11 protein-coding genes are annotated in these 18,820 nt (G+C 42.3%); all 11 read right to left on the bottom strand.

Annotation, left to right across the window (positions count from 1 at the left end; all coding sequences use genetic code 11):
* Window positions 1–31: 31 nt before the first annotated feature.
* The 11 genes from AB1Z56_RS03025 to AB1Z56_RS02975 all read right to left on the bottom strand — a co-directional run bounded on the left by AB1Z56_RS03025 (window position 32) and on the right by AB1Z56_RS02975 (window position 18,798).
* Complete coding sequence (locus tag AB1Z56_RS03025) at window positions 32–1,042, bottom strand: alpha/beta hydrolase fold domain-containing protein (protein WP_426791042.1); 1,011 nt, start codon at window positions 1,040–1,042, stop codon at window positions 32–34.
* Window positions 1,026–2,063, bottom strand: a complete 1,038-nt coding sequence (locus AB1Z56_RS03020; protein WP_309361615.1) for a pectinesterase family protein — start codon at window positions 2,061–2,063, stop codon at window positions 1,026–1,028. Before AB1Z56_RS03020 ends, AB1Z56_RS03025 begins: the two co-directional genes overlap by 17 nt.
* 108 nt (window positions 2,064–2,171) lie before the next feature.
* Window positions 2,172–3,818 carry a glycoside hydrolase family 43 protein gene (locus AB1Z56_RS03015; RefSeq protein ID WP_426791041.1) on the bottom strand — a complete coding sequence of 549 codons (1,647 nt, stop codon included), beginning with the start codon at window positions 3,816–3,818 and terminating at the stop codon, window positions 2,172–2,174.
* 18 nt (window positions 3,819–3,836) lie between these two features.
* Window positions 3,837–6,299 (bottom strand): glycoside hydrolase family 95 protein, encoded by a 2,463-nt coding sequence (locus AB1Z56_RS03010; RefSeq protein WP_426791040.1) that lies wholly within the window; start codon window positions 6,297–6,299, stop codon window positions 3,837–3,839.
* Window positions 6,300–6,313: 14 nt separating this feature from the next.
* Window positions 6,314–7,222 (bottom strand): alpha/beta hydrolase, encoded by a 909-nt coding sequence (locus AB1Z56_RS03005; RefSeq protein WP_309361621.1) that lies wholly within the window; start codon window positions 7,220–7,222, stop codon window positions 6,314–6,316.
* Between the two features lie 78 nt (window positions 7,223–7,300).
* On the bottom strand, window positions 7,301–8,962 hold the full coding sequence (locus AB1Z56_RS03000) for a glycoside hydrolase family 28 protein (protein ID WP_426791039.1): 1,662 nt from the start codon (window positions 8,960–8,962) through the stop codon (window positions 7,301–7,303).
* A gap of 38 nt (window positions 8,963–9,000) precedes the next feature.
* Complete coding sequence (locus AB1Z56_RS02995; RefSeq protein ID WP_426791038.1) at window positions 9,001–10,479, bottom strand: pectate lyase family protein; 1,479 nt, start codon at window positions 10,477–10,479, stop codon at window positions 9,001–9,003.
* A gap of 38 nt (window positions 10,480–10,517) precedes the next feature.
* Window positions 10,518–12,137 (bottom strand): DUF5123 domain-containing protein, encoded by a 1,620-nt coding sequence (locus tag AB1Z56_RS02990; RefSeq protein WP_313265941.1) that lies wholly within the window; start codon window positions 12,135–12,137, stop codon window positions 10,518–10,520.
* 18 nt (window positions 12,138–12,155) lie between these two features.
* The gene (locus AB1Z56_RS02985; RefSeq protein ID WP_426791037.1) at window positions 12,156–14,180 is read right to left on the bottom strand and encodes a RagB/SusD family nutrient uptake outer membrane protein; all 2,025 of its coding nucleotides are present in this window, start codon (window positions 14,178–14,180) and stop codon (window positions 12,156–12,158) included.
* Window positions 14,181–14,190: 10 nt separating this feature from the next.
* Window positions 14,191–17,604, bottom strand: coding sequence for a SusC/RagA family TonB-linked outer membrane protein (locus tag AB1Z56_RS02980; RefSeq protein WP_426791036.1), 3,414 nt, complete (start codon window positions 17,602–17,604; stop codon window positions 14,191–14,193).
* A 48-nt stretch (window positions 17,605–17,652) separates the two neighbouring features.
* The gene (locus AB1Z56_RS02975; protein ID WP_426791035.1) at window positions 17,653–18,798 is read right to left on the bottom strand and encodes a pectinesterase family protein; all 1,146 of its coding nucleotides are present in this window, start codon (window positions 18,796–18,798) and stop codon (window positions 17,653–17,655) included.
* Window positions 18,799–18,820 lie beyond the last annotated feature (22 nt).

Below are 18,820 nucleotides of genomic sequence, written 5' to 3'. Positions count from 1 at the left end.
TACCTGTTTTTGCCTACACCAAAGCTTGTTTTTAATTCTTTTTTATTAAATTATTCTTTAAAAATTGGTCAATTACATCAACGCACCTATCCACCCAAGGATGGAAAAGCCAGAAAGGGTGTACCTGTACATCAAATGTATACACTTGATGAGCCGTCCCCCAACGCTTTAGCATACCAATCAATTCATCTTGTCCGGCATGAAATCTAGGGAGACCGCTATTTATGAACAACATCGGAATTTTCTGTTCTTCTCTGGCCCAAAATATAGGTGAAGCCTCTTTCCATATTAACGGTTTTTCGGCAAAGGTTCCTCCGAGCCAGAAGGCATCAGGGGAATCGGGTTTTCGCTCTAAATTGAGTGAAAGCGGAGCCATCAAATCCACCACTCCATCCAAATTAATAATCGCCTGAATCCGCGTACTGTGTTTAGACTCAAGAAGTGGTTCAAATTTAGGCACACTGCCTGTCAATCCAACCAGACTCGCGAGGTGACCTCCTGCGGAACTTCCCGCCACCACGATACGACTACTGTCTATATCGTACTGATCGGCATGATTTTTAAGCCACAAAATAGCCGACTTGATATTGAGTAAGGCATTGGGATATTTTGCCTCCAAAGATAACTGATACTCCACTGGAATGCAGACATACCCTTTTCTCGCCAACAACTGTGCCATGGGTACATCCATTTCCTTTTGACCTGAGCGCCATCCACCACCATGGATCCATATCACTGCTGCACGTTTTCGTCGGTCATTAGGCCGGATAACATCGAGATGTAGATCCCGAGGCCCAAAATCGGTTCGAGCTAGATGTGCATATACCAGATTACGTGCAACCTTTAGATCTCTTCCAAGGCTGTCCATAGCTGGTCGTGCATGGGGATAACTTTTCTTTATTTGTCGCCATACGCGCATCGTGTTATAAGTCGTATCTTTCGGAATGTAAAGATTCTGCGCCTGCACCGAATCGCAAAACATAAACAATAATAACAAACTCCAGAAAGGAAGCTGCTGGGGATAGTTATTTTTCCATTTCATCGAGCATTTCTTTAACTTTCCAATCGTCCATTACTTTTTCGAGTTTATAAACATTCCGTTCATCTTCCGGCAACTGATGTGACCAAGTCACTCGCTTTGAAAGTTCCGATGCCCCTGCTCCCTTAGATCCCAATTCGGCGTAAAATACGGTCTTATCCTTATCTGGGAACAATGCATCTCCCTTCCATTCATTCCAGCCTTCAGGGATAATATGAGCTCCTAAGTTACAATCTATCAGAACCGTATTTGCATAAGGACGCCATGGTCTACCAAGAAATACTTTATCGACAGACTCATCTGCAGCTACAAAATCACATTGGTCGAAAACGTAACCATAAAATTGCCCCTGTGGTGTGGCAGCTGCTGTGACATACGAATTTCGCAACGAGAGCAATCGGCATCTGCTAAAGAACGCAATGCCTGGCCCAAAGATAAAATCCGTCGTTCCGCTAATACTGCAATCAGAAAAGTAGCTCCTTGCACCACTTTTACCCAAGTACAAGGTATCCTGAAATCCTAAAAGACGGCAGTTGACCAGTGCAATCTGATCCCCTTCTAGATGAAGTGCTACGGCCTGCCCTACTGGGCCGGCCGCATTTTCGATAGTTATATCTTTGATAAGCACCCTGTTTGCACGTACCAATAGTGTATAACTACTGAAAGTCCCAAGCTTAGGCTGCCCTGTCTCATCTGGACAATCAACTAACTTACCTGCATAATCATCAAAAATAATCTTGGTATTGGCAGCATCTTCACCAACAAGCTGGACATTTTCGACATAAGTTGGGATAACTATTTTCTCATGGTAAATTCCCTTCCTGATCCAAATCCGAACCGCATGTTCTGCACGAAAAGCACGAACTGAATTTACCGCTGCCTGTATACTCGTGAAATCACCTTTTCCTTGTTGGTCTACAGTGATCACTTCAAGGCTAGCCGCCCGCAATCCAGATCCCAACAATGACAGGCTAACAACTAGGTAAACCGCCACCAAGGTCTTAATTAATTTTATCCGTCTCATAAATCAGAAAATAATTACATTATCAAACTAATATATTTATATATAAACTTTATTCATAACTTTAAAATACTCCAATAATTTCATAGCTATTAAAGGGTCAAAACTATATTATTGATCTATTCGAAACCAGTCCACTTCTGCATAGCCACTATCATTGATATGCTTTTCGCGGCTGGCATAGAGTCCTAACGTGGCTCCTATCCATTTGCCAGGTTTCGCTTGGAAGCCATTTTCCACGACTGTATATTTTTTACCATCCAAGCTATAGGTCCAGTTGCAGGTCTTTCCATTTTTGACTTGTACACGAAGGTAGACAAAGTCTTCCGGCAAAGTAGCGATGGGCCTGACCTGCTCTTCAGTCCCCGAATAGGCACTAGCACAACTACCATAATAAAGTTGAAAGCTCCCCTTTTCCTTACGGATAAACAACTGGCTATAATCTTCACCGACCACCACCAATCCTGCCTTTTCACCAAGTTCCTTCTCGCTAGGGCGCAGTCGTATTTTTGCTGTCGCACTGAAATTTTCGGCGGGGAATTTTTGTGTCAGTATATTAGGCACCGCCATCAGGTTTTTACTTCCTTCAGGAAGCTGCTGGCTATACAGCCTAAGCTTGCCTTCTTGTGAAGGCATAAGCCAGGTACCGTCGGGATTTGCCTGCCATTGCCACTGCAATCCTAAATGAGGAGAATCAAACTCATCCGATTCTTGAGGATTCATCTGAGCGATAACCTGTTTTCCTACATTAGGTTTTTTATAGCTCATCACAGGTGTCCCTACGCCATTTCCATCGATATCCTCCCCTATAATAGGCCAATCAGCTTTCCAAACCATAGGCTGCAGATGGACCACACGTCCCATAGCTTCTTTATCCTGAAAGTGGAAGAACCAGTCTTCTCCTGAGGGTGTGTCTACCCATGCTCCCTGATGTGGACCATTAACTGCCGACTTGTTCTGGGCCATAGCCACTTTGCGCTCATAAGGTCCATAAATACTTTTCGAACGCAAAATCAATTGCCAGCCCGTTGATACACCACCTGCTGGTGCAAACAAATAATAATATCCATTCCTCTTATATACTTTGGGGCCTTCAATTGTAGGATCCAACTCATGTCCATCATAAACAATCGTACCCCTGTCCAATACACGGTTCCCATCGGTATCCATCTCGGCTACAGCGAGCACACTTTTCAAGCCTGCACGGCTCCCTGCATAGGCATAAGCTAAATAAGCACGACCATCTTCATCCCAAAAAGGACAGGGATCTATCAGTCCTTTCCCTGGGAAAACCAGTATAGGAGCAGACCATTTTCCCCGAATATTCTTCGTCTTTATCTGATAAATTCCAAAATCCGGATCGGGGTAATAAATGTAATACTCTCCATTGTGATACCGTATGGAAGGCGCCCATACCCCACCCCCATGTTGCACTTTGTTGAACACTTCCTCCGGTAACTGCCGTTGCAAAGCATGTCCTATAATCGTCCAGTTGATCATATCTTTAGAATGTAGAATGGGCAGGCCTGGACTGTGATTAAAGCTTGAGGAAATCATATAATAATCTTCACCTACACGGATAACATCGGGATCGGAATAATCCGCATTGATGATAGGGTTTTTGAATTTTCCATATCCAAGATCCGGGCTCCAGACCTTAGAATTATAATGTTGTCCGAATGTCAATGATGAACTACAGAAGCTCATAATGGTCATCAGGCAAATATGTTTCCATTTTTTTTTATTGGTATTTAGCATAAATTCGAATATTAAGTTTTATTTCACAACAAATTCATAAACCTTACCTTTCGTGGTCGAAAGATCATAAAGCGTTGTTTCAGGAGTTTCAAACAAACTATTTTGCGTTTTTATCAATGGTTTTTTGATTTCATCAACGTCAAAAAAGGAGTTGGTATTTTTTCCATGAGCTTGTTTCAAAGGCTTCCCCATTAAATAGAGTTTACTCTTATTGGTGATCCGAATGCGGCAGTTGCCACCTGAGGTGGAGCTGACTTTTAATCCCGTTAACTTTCGATTTTTCCAGCTCATATCTATAATAAATCCACCTCTAGTGACTAAACCTTTCACTTCGCCATTCGGTAACTCATCTGGCCAAGCAGGTAATAAAAATATGCTCCCATCATATGATTGCACCAACATCTCTGCAATTCCAGATGTGCAGCCAAAATTACCATCAATCTGAAAAGGCGGATGGGCGTCCAGTAAATTGGGGTAAGTACCTCCATTTTGTCCTTTCTGTTCTTCCGGGGCCGGACTCAATTGATCTTTGATCAATTTATACGATTGATTACCGTCCAGCAAACGAGCCCACCAATTTACTTTCCAGCCCATAGACCAACCTGTTGACTTGTCTCCGCGGTAGATCAATGAGTTTTTTGCTGCCTGAGCAAGTTCAGGATGGCGAAACGGTGAAATCTGACCCGAGGGAAACAGCCCGTATAGATGCGATATATGACGGTGATGGTCATCTTTTCTATCCAGATCTTTAAGCCACTCTTGAAGCTGACCATGTTGACCAACTTGCATAGGTGGCAACTGTTCCAGACTTTTTTTGACAGAATCCCGCAATGCACCATCGGCATCCACAATGTAAGATGCACGGATAAAATTATTAAAGACATCAAACACGAGTTGGTTATCCATTGTTGTGCCCGCGGAAACTCCTACACCTCCTGTTTCATAACTATTTTCCGGACTGATGGAAGGACTGACAACAAGCCATTTTCCAGATGGATCCTTCGTCAAAACATCCAGATAAAATAAGGCCGCCCCCTTCAACACGTGGTAGTAATCCTTCAAAAATTGCTTGTCTCCTTTATACAGATAATGTTGCCAGAGATGTTGGCTCAACCAAGCTCCGCCCATTGGCCACATACCGTAAAAACCACCGTCCACCACACCCGTAATACGCCATAAATCAGTGTTATGATGAGCATTCCACCCTCTGGCGTGATACATTTCCCGTGCACTCTCCTGCCCCGTGACAGCAAGGTCCTTTAACATGCTAAACAATGGTTCATGCATTTCACTTAGATTCCCTACCTCTGCAGGCCAATAATTCATCTCGGTATTGATATTTATCGTATACTTACTATCCCATGGGGGTGAAAGTTTAGCGTTCCAAATTCCCTGCAAATTGGCAGGTTGCCCCCCCGGTTGTGAAGAGGAAATCAGCAAATAGCGGCCAAATTGAAAATAAAGCGCAACTAGCTGTGGATCAAAGTTTGTCGCAAATTCCCGAATACGCACATCCGTTGTTTTTTTTGCCTGCGCATTGCTCCCAAGGTCTAATTTCACCCGATTAAAGAACTGCTGGTATTTTCTCACATGTTTTTCCAATGCTTCCGCGTAAGAAATTCCTTTTGCCTTTTCAAAAATTCGCGTGGCTTTTCGTTCAGGATCGATGGAAAGATCTTTGTAATTTTTGAAGCTTGTTCCAATGGATACATAAAGGATTACTTCGTCTGCATCCTTGATTGTAATCTGCTCACCATGATGATTAATTTGACCACCTTTAACCTGTGGATAAACAAATCCGTAGAATGCCACCTGCCCTTCTTTTGAATCCACTGTCCCCCCTTTTCCCCGTAGAAACAATGCATCATTATTTATGCCGAGGTTAATATTTTGATGTGGACTTTTCCAGTTTAGATCCATTGAAATACTTTTCGCTTTATCAGCTGTAATGCGGATCAACAGCAAACTGTCGACCAGTGACGTAAACATTTCCCTTCGATAATTGACGCCATCGACTTGATAAGAAACAGTAGTTATCGCTTTATTTAAATCCAGCTCCCGTTGATATTGAATAGGGTTAAGGTGAGTCGGAAATGCAAGCAATAGACTACCGAAAGTTTGGTAAGGCATGCCATAGTCCAATCCTGCTGGTGCAGCTCTTGGAAAGGCGCGATTCGACAGTTCCTGCGCTTCTTTATTCCTGCCCTCAACTAAAAGCTGACGAATCTTAACTATATCCTTGTATTTACCCTGGGGGACATTGTTCCCAGGGCGTCCGGCCCAAATCGTTTCTTCATTCAGTTGAATCTCTTCTTGGGAAACTCCACCGTATACCATAGCACCGATACGTCCATTCCCCAAAGGCAATGCTTCGTTCCAGTTAGTAGCTTCTTTATCATAGTTTAATTTCAATTCTTGCGATAAACTAAACTTCCAAAACAGCAATAGAGCACTAGAAAATATAAGGTATTTGATATTCATATCAAGATATAGATTTATGGTTTAATCATTTTAATTTCATGAAGCCAAGCTGTCAATATACTTGGCCAAGTTGCCGTCGACCCTGGATTGTTGACCAGAGCGATGGCATGTGCTCCCTGTGGAAAAACATGCAAAGAGGCTGTTATGTTATTTGCTAGTAAAGCTTGATAATATAAAAGGCTATTTTGTACAGAGACAGTCCTATCGTTTTGAGCATGTACCAAAAATGTGGGCGGCGTACGCTCTGTCACCTGAGTCTGCAAGCTAAACAACTCTTTTTGAGAACCATCAGCGACCTTACCCAATAGATTATCCATGCTTCCCTGATGGACATGATCTCCCTTCATCGTAATTACGGGTGACACCAAAACGGTGAAATTGGGTTTACTGCTTAAATGATCTATTGGATCACCCAGAACTTTGATAGGCCGATGTATACTCGATAAGGAAGCAGCAAGATGTCCTCCAGCCGAACAGCCCATCACACCAATACGGCCAGAATCCACATGCCATTCAGCCGCCTTAGATCGAATAATACGGATCGCTCGCTGTGCATCCTGCAAGGGAGCTAGCGACCGATCGATTACATCAGGCGAGTTTGGCAAGCGATGAAGCAGTACGAACGCATTGATACCAATGGCATTAAACCATTTGGCCAACTGTGTACCACTGATCACATAAGCCAAACGGGCGTAACCTCCTCCAGGAATGATCAACACGGCAGTTCCCGAATTTTCTTCTTTTGCGACCAAAAAAGGAATAATCCGGGGCGCAGCAACTTGATACACGCGTTCGTTAGCAATACTATCTAAAAGCTTCAACCCTTTACTATTTGGCATTGTTGTATCGTATAACAGAATTGATTCTTGACCGTGGGTCTGTAGATATGCAAAAGATAAGAGAATTGTCAATAACTTTTTCATTTACATGGAGATTTAAGTCAAAAAATTAATGTTAGGCCTGTACATCCAGTATTTCAGATCTTTACACAATCTCATAAACTAATTAATTTTGACAGCATTAGTTTTTGCGCCATGTTTAAAACTTAATTTTCTTTTATCTATGTTCGAATTATTAAATACGATATTTGTAGCATTGAGTCCATTCACTTCTAATTCAGGAAATACGTTCCTATCAAATCTTAAACCTTCAAACCGTATGTTGGAAGCATTTTCAATATAAATAGTTGGTGTTTCAGTATCTTTCGAATGCAAGAATGCATTTTTCACCACAATACCCATTGCATCTTTAAGTTCAATCGCTTTGTTGGCAAGTATGTTAAGATTAGTCATACTAACCTGTTGGATCGGCATCTCTGGCAATCCGCGAACGAAGATGCCAACATGAGCTCCCCTACATGTAATCGCATCAATGGATATATTACGAAATTGTGGGGTTTCAATACTTACGGGCGGCGCCTTTTGAACTTCGTTTGCCTGTGGGGGTTTCGTCCAATAGTACATGTCAAAATATATCGCCTCCTGTACAATATTATTCATATTAATATTGCGGATATAGATATTCTCTACAACCCCACCTCTACCACGTGTGGCCTTAAAACGTAAACCTTTGTCAGTCCCCATAAAAGTGCAGTCCTCTACAAAAATATCACGAGCGCCACCAGACATTTCACTACCTACCACAAAGCCACCATGCCCTTTATAGACTTTGTTATGGCGAATAATAACGCGTTCAGTCGCAATCCCACGTTTGCGGCCCTCTTCATCTTTACCTGATTTTATACAAATGGCATCGTCACCCACATCCAAAACGCAATGCTCAATTAGCACATTGGAACAAGATTCAATGTCAATACCATCTCCATTCTGGGCATAATCTGGGTTTTTGATTTTCACATCTCTTATAGTCAGATGCTGTGTCATCAGGGGATGCAAGTTCCAGGCCGGTGAATTTTGGAAGGTTACACCTTCAAGTAATACGTTCTTACACTTGGTCAAAACTAAGAGATTGGGTCTTAAATAATCTTTAATACCCTCGAAGTCAGTCAATTTCTTACCTTCATCCAACAAGAAAGAACGTTTTTCTTCATGGGCAAGCTTAGATTTCGCACTGGGGTACCATGTTTTGCCATCTGCACTGATTAAACCACCAGATGCAACTTTATTCCTCCATTCGCTTTCTGTCAATGCTCCTTTACCAACCATCCTCCAAGCATCTCCATTACCATCGATGATACCTTTGCCTGTTATACCAATGTTCTCAAGTTCCGTACCGCTTATGGGCGATTCGTTTCGTGCCGAAACTTTTCCTTCATAATTTCCTGCTACAATTTTATATTGGTTAAAGTCATCTGTAAACTGCAAAAATGCATTTTCTTCCAAATGTAGATTCACATTGCTCTGCAATGTAATAGGTCCTGAAAGCCAATAGCCTGCCGGCACCACGACAACACCGCCACCGTTCTTGCTACTAGCACGAATAGCCGCATTTATACTACTGGTATTTAGGGTATATCCATCCCCTTTCGCACCAAATTTCACGATACTAATCGTATCATTTCGAAATTGAGGTTGTGCCACTTCAGGAAGATTATTCCAATGATATTGACTATCTACCGACTGGGCTTTAATATGCTGGCATACGCCGAGTCCTACACAAATGCACGCTATTTTCAGCCCTTTTTTCTTAATTTTCTTAAACATTAGTTTTACTCGTTATGTTATACAAAATCTATAAAATATTAGATCTGACCTTCTGTAATGGAAGCCACCAATTTATTGAGATACACCTCTAGGTAAGTATATCCTAATTCAGTCAGATCGTTTGCCTGTTTTCCGGGATAATTCTTTTTAAGCCATCCATCTGGTATTCCATCCCGGTCATGATCTTGAATGGCTGTTCCAGCTTCCAACGAAGGCCAGGCCCCATACCGATTACCCACGGGATCTGGATTAATATCCTGCTGTGAATCAATCAAACCTTTACGAGGATACTGTAGGCTTTTCCATTTTCCCCCTTCGCCATTATGAGGGCTCTTTCCTTGAAAAGTAGTACTCCCACTACGTGTTTCGTTAATGATCCGCTGATCGACAGCATCACGTACATAGGAGTTACCAGCATACGTCAGTACTTTTTCGTAAGCTGTTTGTGCCTCGTGGGTATGGATAGTCCCTTGTAAGGGGATCTCCTTATCTAATCTGATTCGCGACTGGACCTGTTCGCCGACGATCCGCACACCCTGCCAATTATCTGCGGAGATGCTGGAATTGTGGGTCAGTAGATTACCGCTCACAAAATATTTACCCCACACATCTTTAATGTTTGGAAAAGGGTGTTCTTCTGTTTTGGCATTAATGGCTATAATTCTATCCTTAATGTTACTACTCGTAGCAGGCCCAGGTTTATAGAAGTTATTAACGATGTTAACATACATAGCTTCACCGCCATACACTCCGTTGCCATTCCAATTGTAAATTACATTATTACGAATATCGGTCGTATCGCTTCCTGCGTAAAGGGCTCCAGGTCCCAATCGAGGGCTTCTACTATCGTGATGAGCAAGGAGGTTGTGGTGAAAGGTTGCATGAACTCCACCCCAAATAGCACCATAACCGTGTGGACCTTTGGAATGTCCAGAAAGACGCAGACTCTCGGAAATAATGCACCATTGCATCGTGAAATTTTTATTGTCATAGAATGAAGCACATTCATCCGTACTCCAACTAATGGAGCAATGGTCAATTATGATATGCTGTCTTTGGCGTCCGCCGAGAGCATCCGCTCCGTCAGCATCGCGGCCAGTGAGCAGCAGATCCCCCATACGGAAACGCAGAAATCGGATAACTATATTATCCGCATCTACTGAAACAGGATTTCCGGCTAACGTAATTCCTTCACCGGGAGCAGATTGTCCAGCTATAGTCAAATCCCCCTTATTTATTGACAGTCGTTTCTGGAGCCATATCGTTCCCCCTACTTTAAACAAAATTGTTTTTGCCCCTTCTTGTCGTAGGCACCAGCGTAGCGAGCCTTCTTTTAGTTGTGCATCACCCTGGTCATCATCACGCAATGTATTTACATAATAGACTGTACCAGCCCGGCCTCCTTTTGTAAACATTCCGCCTCCCTCAGCCCCCGGAAAAGCTGCAATATGCTGAGCACAAACTCGTGTGTTATAAAATATCAAACACAACATTCCACACCATATCAATTTCTTCATACTATCCTTTCCTGATTTAGTATTATGTATGTTTTAATTTATTCAAACCAACGTGGGTCTCCAACAGTACCACGTCCACCAAATCCATTACCAGCTTTAATACGGAAGTCTCTATTCATCGGATTTACAAATAAATCTTCCGCGGTTCCGCTGAAAATAGTGATCTCCGAAAAATCCCGAGAAGTTCTCTCTATCTGCAATTCATTTGTCCGATAGCTTCCCGCAAACGATACGTTAAGCGCAGAGCCAGCATGATCGTAGCTCGTTGCGTTTATACGTCCCCCATTGTTCGTTCCAGCGATAATATTGTTACTGCCGACAAAAGATAAAGGCAATCGAGCTGTATCGAAGCGGAGCAATTGAGCCATTGCTGCATTTTGATTGTAAAAAGTACAGTTGCCAACCACTATTTTCCCGACAGCGACGCGAACGTCCATCAACTGCGTTGTCAGATCGGTGAAGGTACTCTTGGTTATCGAGATCGAATCCACACTTGCGCTACTACCTCCGATATTGATCACACCATATCCTCCAATTTTATCGACTATACAATTGTCAAAGTTTATTCCTGTTACCTTTACAGTATTGTTGAGGCGCAGCACTCCACTGCCTAGTCTTTCTATATAACAATTTTTAAACGTATAGGCAGCTACACTTGCACCATTCTTATCCTGAGAGATCAAAAAAGAGCTACCGTTTGCATGAATTTCGAGATTTTCAAACACAACCTCACCTAGCACAAGATCGGTGAACTGCAAACTCGAAAGATTTAACTTAGGGTTATTGCCACTAGCATCTGAGATACCGGTCAGGTTTAGATTACCGATTCCTGCAGGCATCAGTAAATTGGCCAAATCGTAAGTCTTACCACCTGTAAATACCAACACGATATTGGTTTTTCCTTGGGCAACAGCTGAACTGACCAACGCAGGAATATCGTCTCCAGGGTTTACCGTTATCATCTCTCCTCCGGCTATACCTAAGGTTTTAACTGTCTTTGCTCCCCGCTCGTTTTCCTCGTTAAAAATTGCAACGCGATAGTTTGTTCCAGGTCGTAAGCCTTCAATTTTGATATGACCATCGGCTTTATTAGCAGGGGACAAAGTAATCTTCTGCAGTTCAATATTCTTCACCGGGTCAAAAACGCTAACATGAGTTACACGATCCGTTGCAGGCCAATAGAGCTCGATATGATCCACAGCAATATTCAGTTTACTGAATAACTGTTCTGCAGCCGTCTTAAAATATAATTGTGAGTAATTCGATTCTTCACCGGTTTCTGTATTTACTCCTTTCATCCTGACAGAATACCCCGTGAGGCCATCCAGGTTATCAAATGAAGTCCGATATTCAACCCTTGCAGGAATGGTGGATGGCGCAAACGGGGTCAACGTATCAGCTAATATTTCCACTGTCTTAACAATTTCGGTAAACTGCAAACTATCCTTACTAAATTCAAAAATATATTTCTGCGCAGCTACTGTTTTTGTATAGTTAATTTCCACTGAAGTTGCACCGACCACACCAGTAGTAAACTTTAGCGATTTAAAAAGCCGCTGGTGTGAAGTATCCACTTCCCAATCGTTAGTCTTTTTACAACTAAGCAGGTTTAAAACCAGAGCCAGCAACATTATGATATTTAAAAGTATCTTTTTCATAAAACTATCTGCTTGATGTTAATAACCGTAGGCATTACTCAGGTAGCCCCTTGCTTCCCGAATATCGTCTATATATATTGGATAAACGTACCGATAATTACAGACGCCATTGCCCATTTTATACTGGTTAAGCTGCGCTTGAATTTCAGCACCGTATGTCAAGGTGGAGAGAAATTCCGAATAGTTGTATGTAGCCATCAGTCCTGTTCCGGCCAATAATGTTCTGATCGGCCAAATTGTATAATTGTATACTTTTCCTGATTCTACTTTTTCCGGCTTGGCAGCATCTTGAGGGAACCATCTGACAGAAATGTAGTCCCCACCCGGAACCGCTGGCAGATCACCGTAATAATTTAAAGAAGCCTTATCAATATATTCGCTGTCTTTATAGCGGAAATAAACTGTCGAAGGAAATTGTGCTGGCTGATAGTTCTTATCAAATATTTTCACTGGTTTGCTATGATCGTACATAAGACATAGCGCCATCTTCATATCTTCGATTTTTTTGTAAAGCAATCCCCAACGAATTAGATCTTGTTTACGGACAGACTCACCGCCAAACTCCCAAGCACGTTCATTAATTACTGCATCCAAAAAATTAGCATCATACGCTTGTATTTTGGAAGACCCAACGCCAAATGCTCTTTCACGAACTTTTTCTAATGCCTGTCTCGGTGATATTTTGGCCATTTCATGTACTGCGTCAGGGTTTTCAATTTGACTTTGAGCTTCGGCATACATAAGATAAATATCGGAGTATCGCATCAGTATCCAATTGACTCCAGTAGCGATACGACCTGTTGCGGTCTTATGCATAGCAAGATATGAATTAGACATCCAGTAAATCCTCCATTTACCGAATTTGACATCGTTTGGGTTATTACTGACCTTCTCTTTATTGTCGGCTCCGTAGCCAATCCAGGTAAGGGTCACGTCACGTCTTTTATCTTCTCTGTCGAAGGAATAAAAATAATAGGCGGTAGAGGTCACATAACTCCCCCCAAATCCTCGGGAGCCATACTTTGAATTCCCATCCACAGCATAGCCCATCAAAGAGCCTATATCTCCATTGTTGCCCATACCAAAGGCTACTTCAAACAAATTTTCATTTGAAGCATTTGGACGATTACCACATACGGAAGACCATATGTTTTCAAAATCTGGATCTAAACGATGTGGATTTTCTGCCGATCCGATCAATTCCGCTGTCTGTTGTGCCGCGATACGGTAATATTCTTTCCAGTTTTGAGGTCGACCTACATAATAACCGTTGCTGGATGAAATAGTAGGATGCTTCTCAGCGGTAGAATTGGGAAATGCTTTACTGTCTCTGAGGGACCAACCTCCAGCAAATAATGCCACACGTGCCAGCAAACCTTTTGCGAAACCTTTGGTTACACGTTCTACCGTACCATACTCACTATTTCCCCCTTTATAAGGAAGATAAGACTGTGCTTCTTCCAAGTCCTTTACTAAATAATGATACACAGTATCCTTATCAGATTTTGGCAAATACACATTAGATAGGTCGGACCTGGAAGCTTCTTTTTTATACGGAATATCCCCCCAATACCGGGCAAGCTCAAAAAATGCGAGAGACTTAAGTGTAAGCGCTTCTCCCAGAAGAGGTTTCATATTATTTGCCTCACTCGTTAGAATCGGTGAATTGCGGATGCCATCAACGACTGCAGTTGCCATTTCTGCAAACTCGAACAAACGTTGCCACCTTGTCGTAGAATTATTGGCGTGTCCGAAATAATTTCCGGCGCCAAAATCGTCTGTCTGAGAGATATATCCGGTTTCGCTAAATGAACCATTGGATTCCGTATCCGATACTCCTTGCCAGTTGACAGATAGTTTCTGACCATAGATATAGGTATCTGTCATTTTCCCATAAAGTCCCATAACCGCAGCTTTAGTCATAGAACTCGTCTTAAATACAGTTTCTCCACTTAGCGAAGAAGGAGAACTCGTTTCAAGATATTTTTTGCATGAACTCATACAAGCCAGTATGACAACAGCAATGATGATTATATTTTTCATGTTCTTGTGTTTAAAATGTAACATTTAATCCAAACAACACCTTTCTCGCTTTCGGATAAGCAGAGTATCCCACACCGGGGGTCAATGGATTACGTTGTGTGTCGACCTCTGGATCCTGTCCACTATATTTTGTCCATACATGTAGGTTGTACCCAGCGACATAAATGCGTAAATTCTGCATAAGAAGCCGCTTAGCGATACGTGTAGGCAAAGTGTATCCTAGTGTCACATTACTCAGTCTAAGGAAGGAGCCGTCTTCGATGGCCCAATCGGTTAAAATACGACCATTTGCCGCCATGGGATTCCACATCGTCTTTCCTTCATTGAGCGCACGGAAAAGCTCGGGGTTAGCATCATTTCCAAACATGATATTGGCACCAGTGGTAGGGTTTATCGTGGTAAAACGTTGCGAAAGCCTCATATCATTACTGATATTCTGATACCGTTTAGAACCTTCATAAGCCATGAAATCTATTTTATCTGCATTATATATGTCATTGCCATATGACCAGTTAAACATACCTACCAGATCAAAGCTTTTGTACTGCACATTCAACATTAAACCACCTGTGTGTTTTGGTTGTGCCTGGCCGATCACCGCTCTGTCATCCTCCAATGTAATTACCTGCCCTTCTCCGCCCAATTTCTCAAGTTTAATATGACCTGGGCCAAAATAATTACCGCCCCTGGACATCACTTTCGAAGCATCCACCACCCCTTCATTTAATAGCCATCTATTTTGTGTACCATCAAAAGTAAAATCATCAAAAGAATAGAAACCATCTTGTTTAAAGCCATACATCAATCCCAAAGGCTGTCCAACGATGGCCCTAAAATCGTCACGCCCAAAATCCAGCCATGGAGAGGCTGGCGTTGTCATTTCATTCAGACCATCAATCAGCTTACGAATCTTATTGCGGTTAAAAGCAATGTTAAAATCTGCTGATAAACGAAAATCTTTTTTTTCCACCAATACTGCAGATGCCGAAAACTCAATTCCCCTATTGGAAGTACTACCTACGTTCTGATACTGGTTGGCATACCCCGAGCTCGATGGCAACGGCACCTGAAGGATTAAATCGTTTGTAATATTATTATAAGCATCAACAGTAAGATTCAACCGGTTTTTAAACAAGGAAAGATCCAAACCTATATTACTGGACACGGTGCTTTCCCATGTTAGATTTTCATTCTTCAGCGTAGTTTTCGTGCGTAGTGCACTCTGTGGTGTTTCTCCAATATAATACAATTGATTTGCCGCATTAATAAAATCATAGTCCTGCCGCCAATAAGATCCCACACGGGCATTACCGACCGAGCCGTGACTCAAACGCAATTTAGCGTCAGAAAGCCAAGCTTTGGTACCTGACATGAAAGACTCGTCCGAAAATCTCCAGGCAAAAGCCGCACCGGGGAAAAAACCCCACTGGTTGCCTGGCGCAAATACATTTTTACCATCAGCCCTCCCTGTCAACGTCAGAATATAGCGATCACTGAAAGTATAGTTAATCCTCGAAAAGAAGGAGGTCGTCCGTGATGGTTCGCGAATAGTGGTGTAGGTAGGCGATGGAATACCATAATTCCACATCGCTAACACATCGTCTGTTGAGAAATCTTTCGGGTAAAATTTAGATTCCAATAGCATATCATTTTGCTCGCTATTTGTCATCTCCTGTCCCCCAACGATCGTAAACCGATGCTTATTTTCTTGCAGTTTGAAATCGTAAGTCAGCACATTTTGGAATGACCAGAGTGCCCCTTTTTGATCTTCTCGTCGCGCGACGGGCTGCCCTCCATTGGCGCTGGACTGTCCAGTTCCTTTTATCCAGATGTTATCTGTAAAATTTTTATTAAAACCATAAGAACCTTTGGCATTGAAGCTCAATCCTCTGGTGATTTTCCAATTCAGCCCGGTGTTGAAAATTAAATTAAAACGATGTTGATCTTTGTACTCATTAACAACATTTACAACGGGGTCGTTGAGTGAGCTCAATGCTTCAGCTGAGGTAATATCTTCCGCGCCACCCAGGGCCCCTTCAGTCAGAGATGCAAGACTACGAACGGGCGCATACTTTACTGCTTCCCGCAGCTTTCGTCCATCAGAGATACTGGGGCCGGTGATTTTTGTGTTTGACATCCGCGAGTTAAACTCAAAAGAAAGCTTAGGACTGATCTTTTTATTGAGCTTGGCGCTAACATAATCCCGCTGATAAGCCGAGTTTAGCATAATATAGTCCTCATTATCGTGTGTATAGTTTAAATTATAGGTCAGACTGCCGTCTTTGTCGCCTCCGGTCATTCCCAAGCTATAGTTTTGTTGCAGCCCCGTATTGCCATATAATTTATCCTGCCAATTTAGCCCGCCTTTGGATTTATAGATATCCACATCTTCCCAGAGTCCATACATGGAATTAAAACTGTTATTTGCAGCTATAGAAGGATCGAGTTCACGCTGCCAATATACATACTCATAGGGTGACAGTACCTCAGTAAGGTTGTACACTTTACTTGCTGCCAGATAGGAGTTGAATGTAATTTTTGGACTCCCTCCTTTCCCAGACTTAGTCGTAATCAAGATAACTCCATTGGCTCCTTCAGAGCCATATATTGCAGTGGAGGCAGCGTCCTTCAGTACATCTATATTTTCAATATCTGCCATCGGAATATCATTGATATTGGCGACACGAAATCCATCAACGATATATAGGGGCGAATTATCCTGGGTGATGGAACTTCCTCCACGCACGCGGACTTTTATCTGGGCATCAGGCGAACCTTCCGTTATGGTGACATTGACTCCCGGTAAACGACCGGATATCGCTTGAAGGACAGATACTGTGGGGAGATCTTTCAATTGTTCGGCATTGATAGAGGCAACTGACCCTGTCAGATCTTTCCGTTTTGTGGTACCATAGCCGATGGCGACAACTTCATCCATCATAAGCGTATTATCTGCAAGAACTACATCTATTTTCGTGCGTCCATTGACCTGAACTTCTTGGCTTTTTTTTCCGACATACACAAACACAAGAACAGCATTCTCGGGAATATCCTTAAAAGCATAACTTCCCGACTGATCAGTTGATACCACCATACTGCTTGATTTCATTCTCACGGTTACCCCTGTTATAGGAACTCCCCGTTCATCCAATACCTTGCCTATGACAGCAATAGACCTTTGGGGTATCCATTGAACTTGCTTACCGGAACTATCCAAGAGCACTCTCGTGGTCGCATAACTATCGTTTGCCTGAATGGTAGTTGAAAGAAAAACCAGCAAGAAGCCAATATTCGCCCGGCTCCGCCAATTGTAATAAGGTACATCCCTGACTCCATCTGAATGCAACAAATCTTTACGCTGCTGCGTAGAACGAAACAAAGAAAACTTTATTCCGTCAAATGGTTTCAATTTGTTATTTCTCATAAGATTTGATTTATAATTGTTTGGCTATATCGCTCGATTTCTGCGAAATCACTTCCATACTTGGGGTTTAGTGGAGATAAATTTGCGAGGATCCCACTGATCAATACTTAAAATAACCTTATCATAGGTATAGTTGGAGGCTTCTGCATCGGTTAATACTGCTTTTGATACGCCGATCTCATTGTTACTATTTTTAAATCGTGTCTTACGATTGTCATTGCTAATCGCATTTCCTGACGCATCTATACTCTTGTAGTCAGCAAATATTTTGGGAATTCCCCCCATGTCTGTCCATCCTTCTGGAGCGACCGGGATATTCATTCGGGTGTAAAGAAAAACAGCTTTAGGCTGGTCGTGCCATGGGCGTCCTAACTTTACTTTACCATCCGCTGCTGCAGTATTTCCATCGATCGTACAATACTTAAATATGTACCCCCATTTAGTTTCCTCTTTATGTCTCGGAGCTACAATGACCGAGCCGCTGCGCACATTATACAATGTACTATGCTCAACATACGCATTACCTCCCCCATAAAAATAATCCACAGCCCCTTCTATCCAGCAATTGTATACATATAGCCGATCATTAGGCTTGCGTGTACTAGTCATCCAGGTATCTTGAAAAGATCGGAATATGCAACCACTAAATGCTACCCTATCCGCTTGGATACGTATTGCCAAAGCCTGTGGGCCGCTTTGCCGTTCAAGTCCCCAATCATTTATAAAACTGATATTTTCGGCATAAAAATCATCTCCATTAATTGTGACCACTGCCCCTGGGAAGCTGTAAACTGCCGCTTCGGGATTGTGAACAGAAAATTTCCAAGCTGCAGTGTCTGTTTGATACCATTTCGAATCTGGCTTGGGTAAAGACTGAACATTTAGTTTAAAATGAACACGTGTTTGCTGCTTATCTTGACCAATTAAATGGATAAATTTTTTTTCTGCGGATACTATGACGACTTCATTGTAATCTCCATTTTTCACATAAATACGGTAAGGTTCACTGCAATATTTTGGTGCATTGTCGATTGCCTCTTGTATGGTCTTATAATCGCCGGTACCATCGACTGATACTATCACCTTGTAACTTCCAGCTAGCGCTGTTATATTAATTGTACTTGCACAGCTAAAAAAGGGACTACAAAATTGAACATAGGTCAATAGGATAGATACAAGAATTTGTCTAATCATTAGAAGTCTATAATTGGTTCGT

The sequence above is a fragment of the Sphingobacterium sp. WOUb80 genome, assembly GCF_050058145.1.
GTDB lineage: Bacteria > Bacteroidota > Bacteroidia > Sphingobacteriales > Sphingobacteriaceae > Sphingobacterium.
The sequence above is the reverse complement of the archived record's forward strand: the minus strand, read 5'-3'. Positions and strand labels throughout refer to the sequence as shown.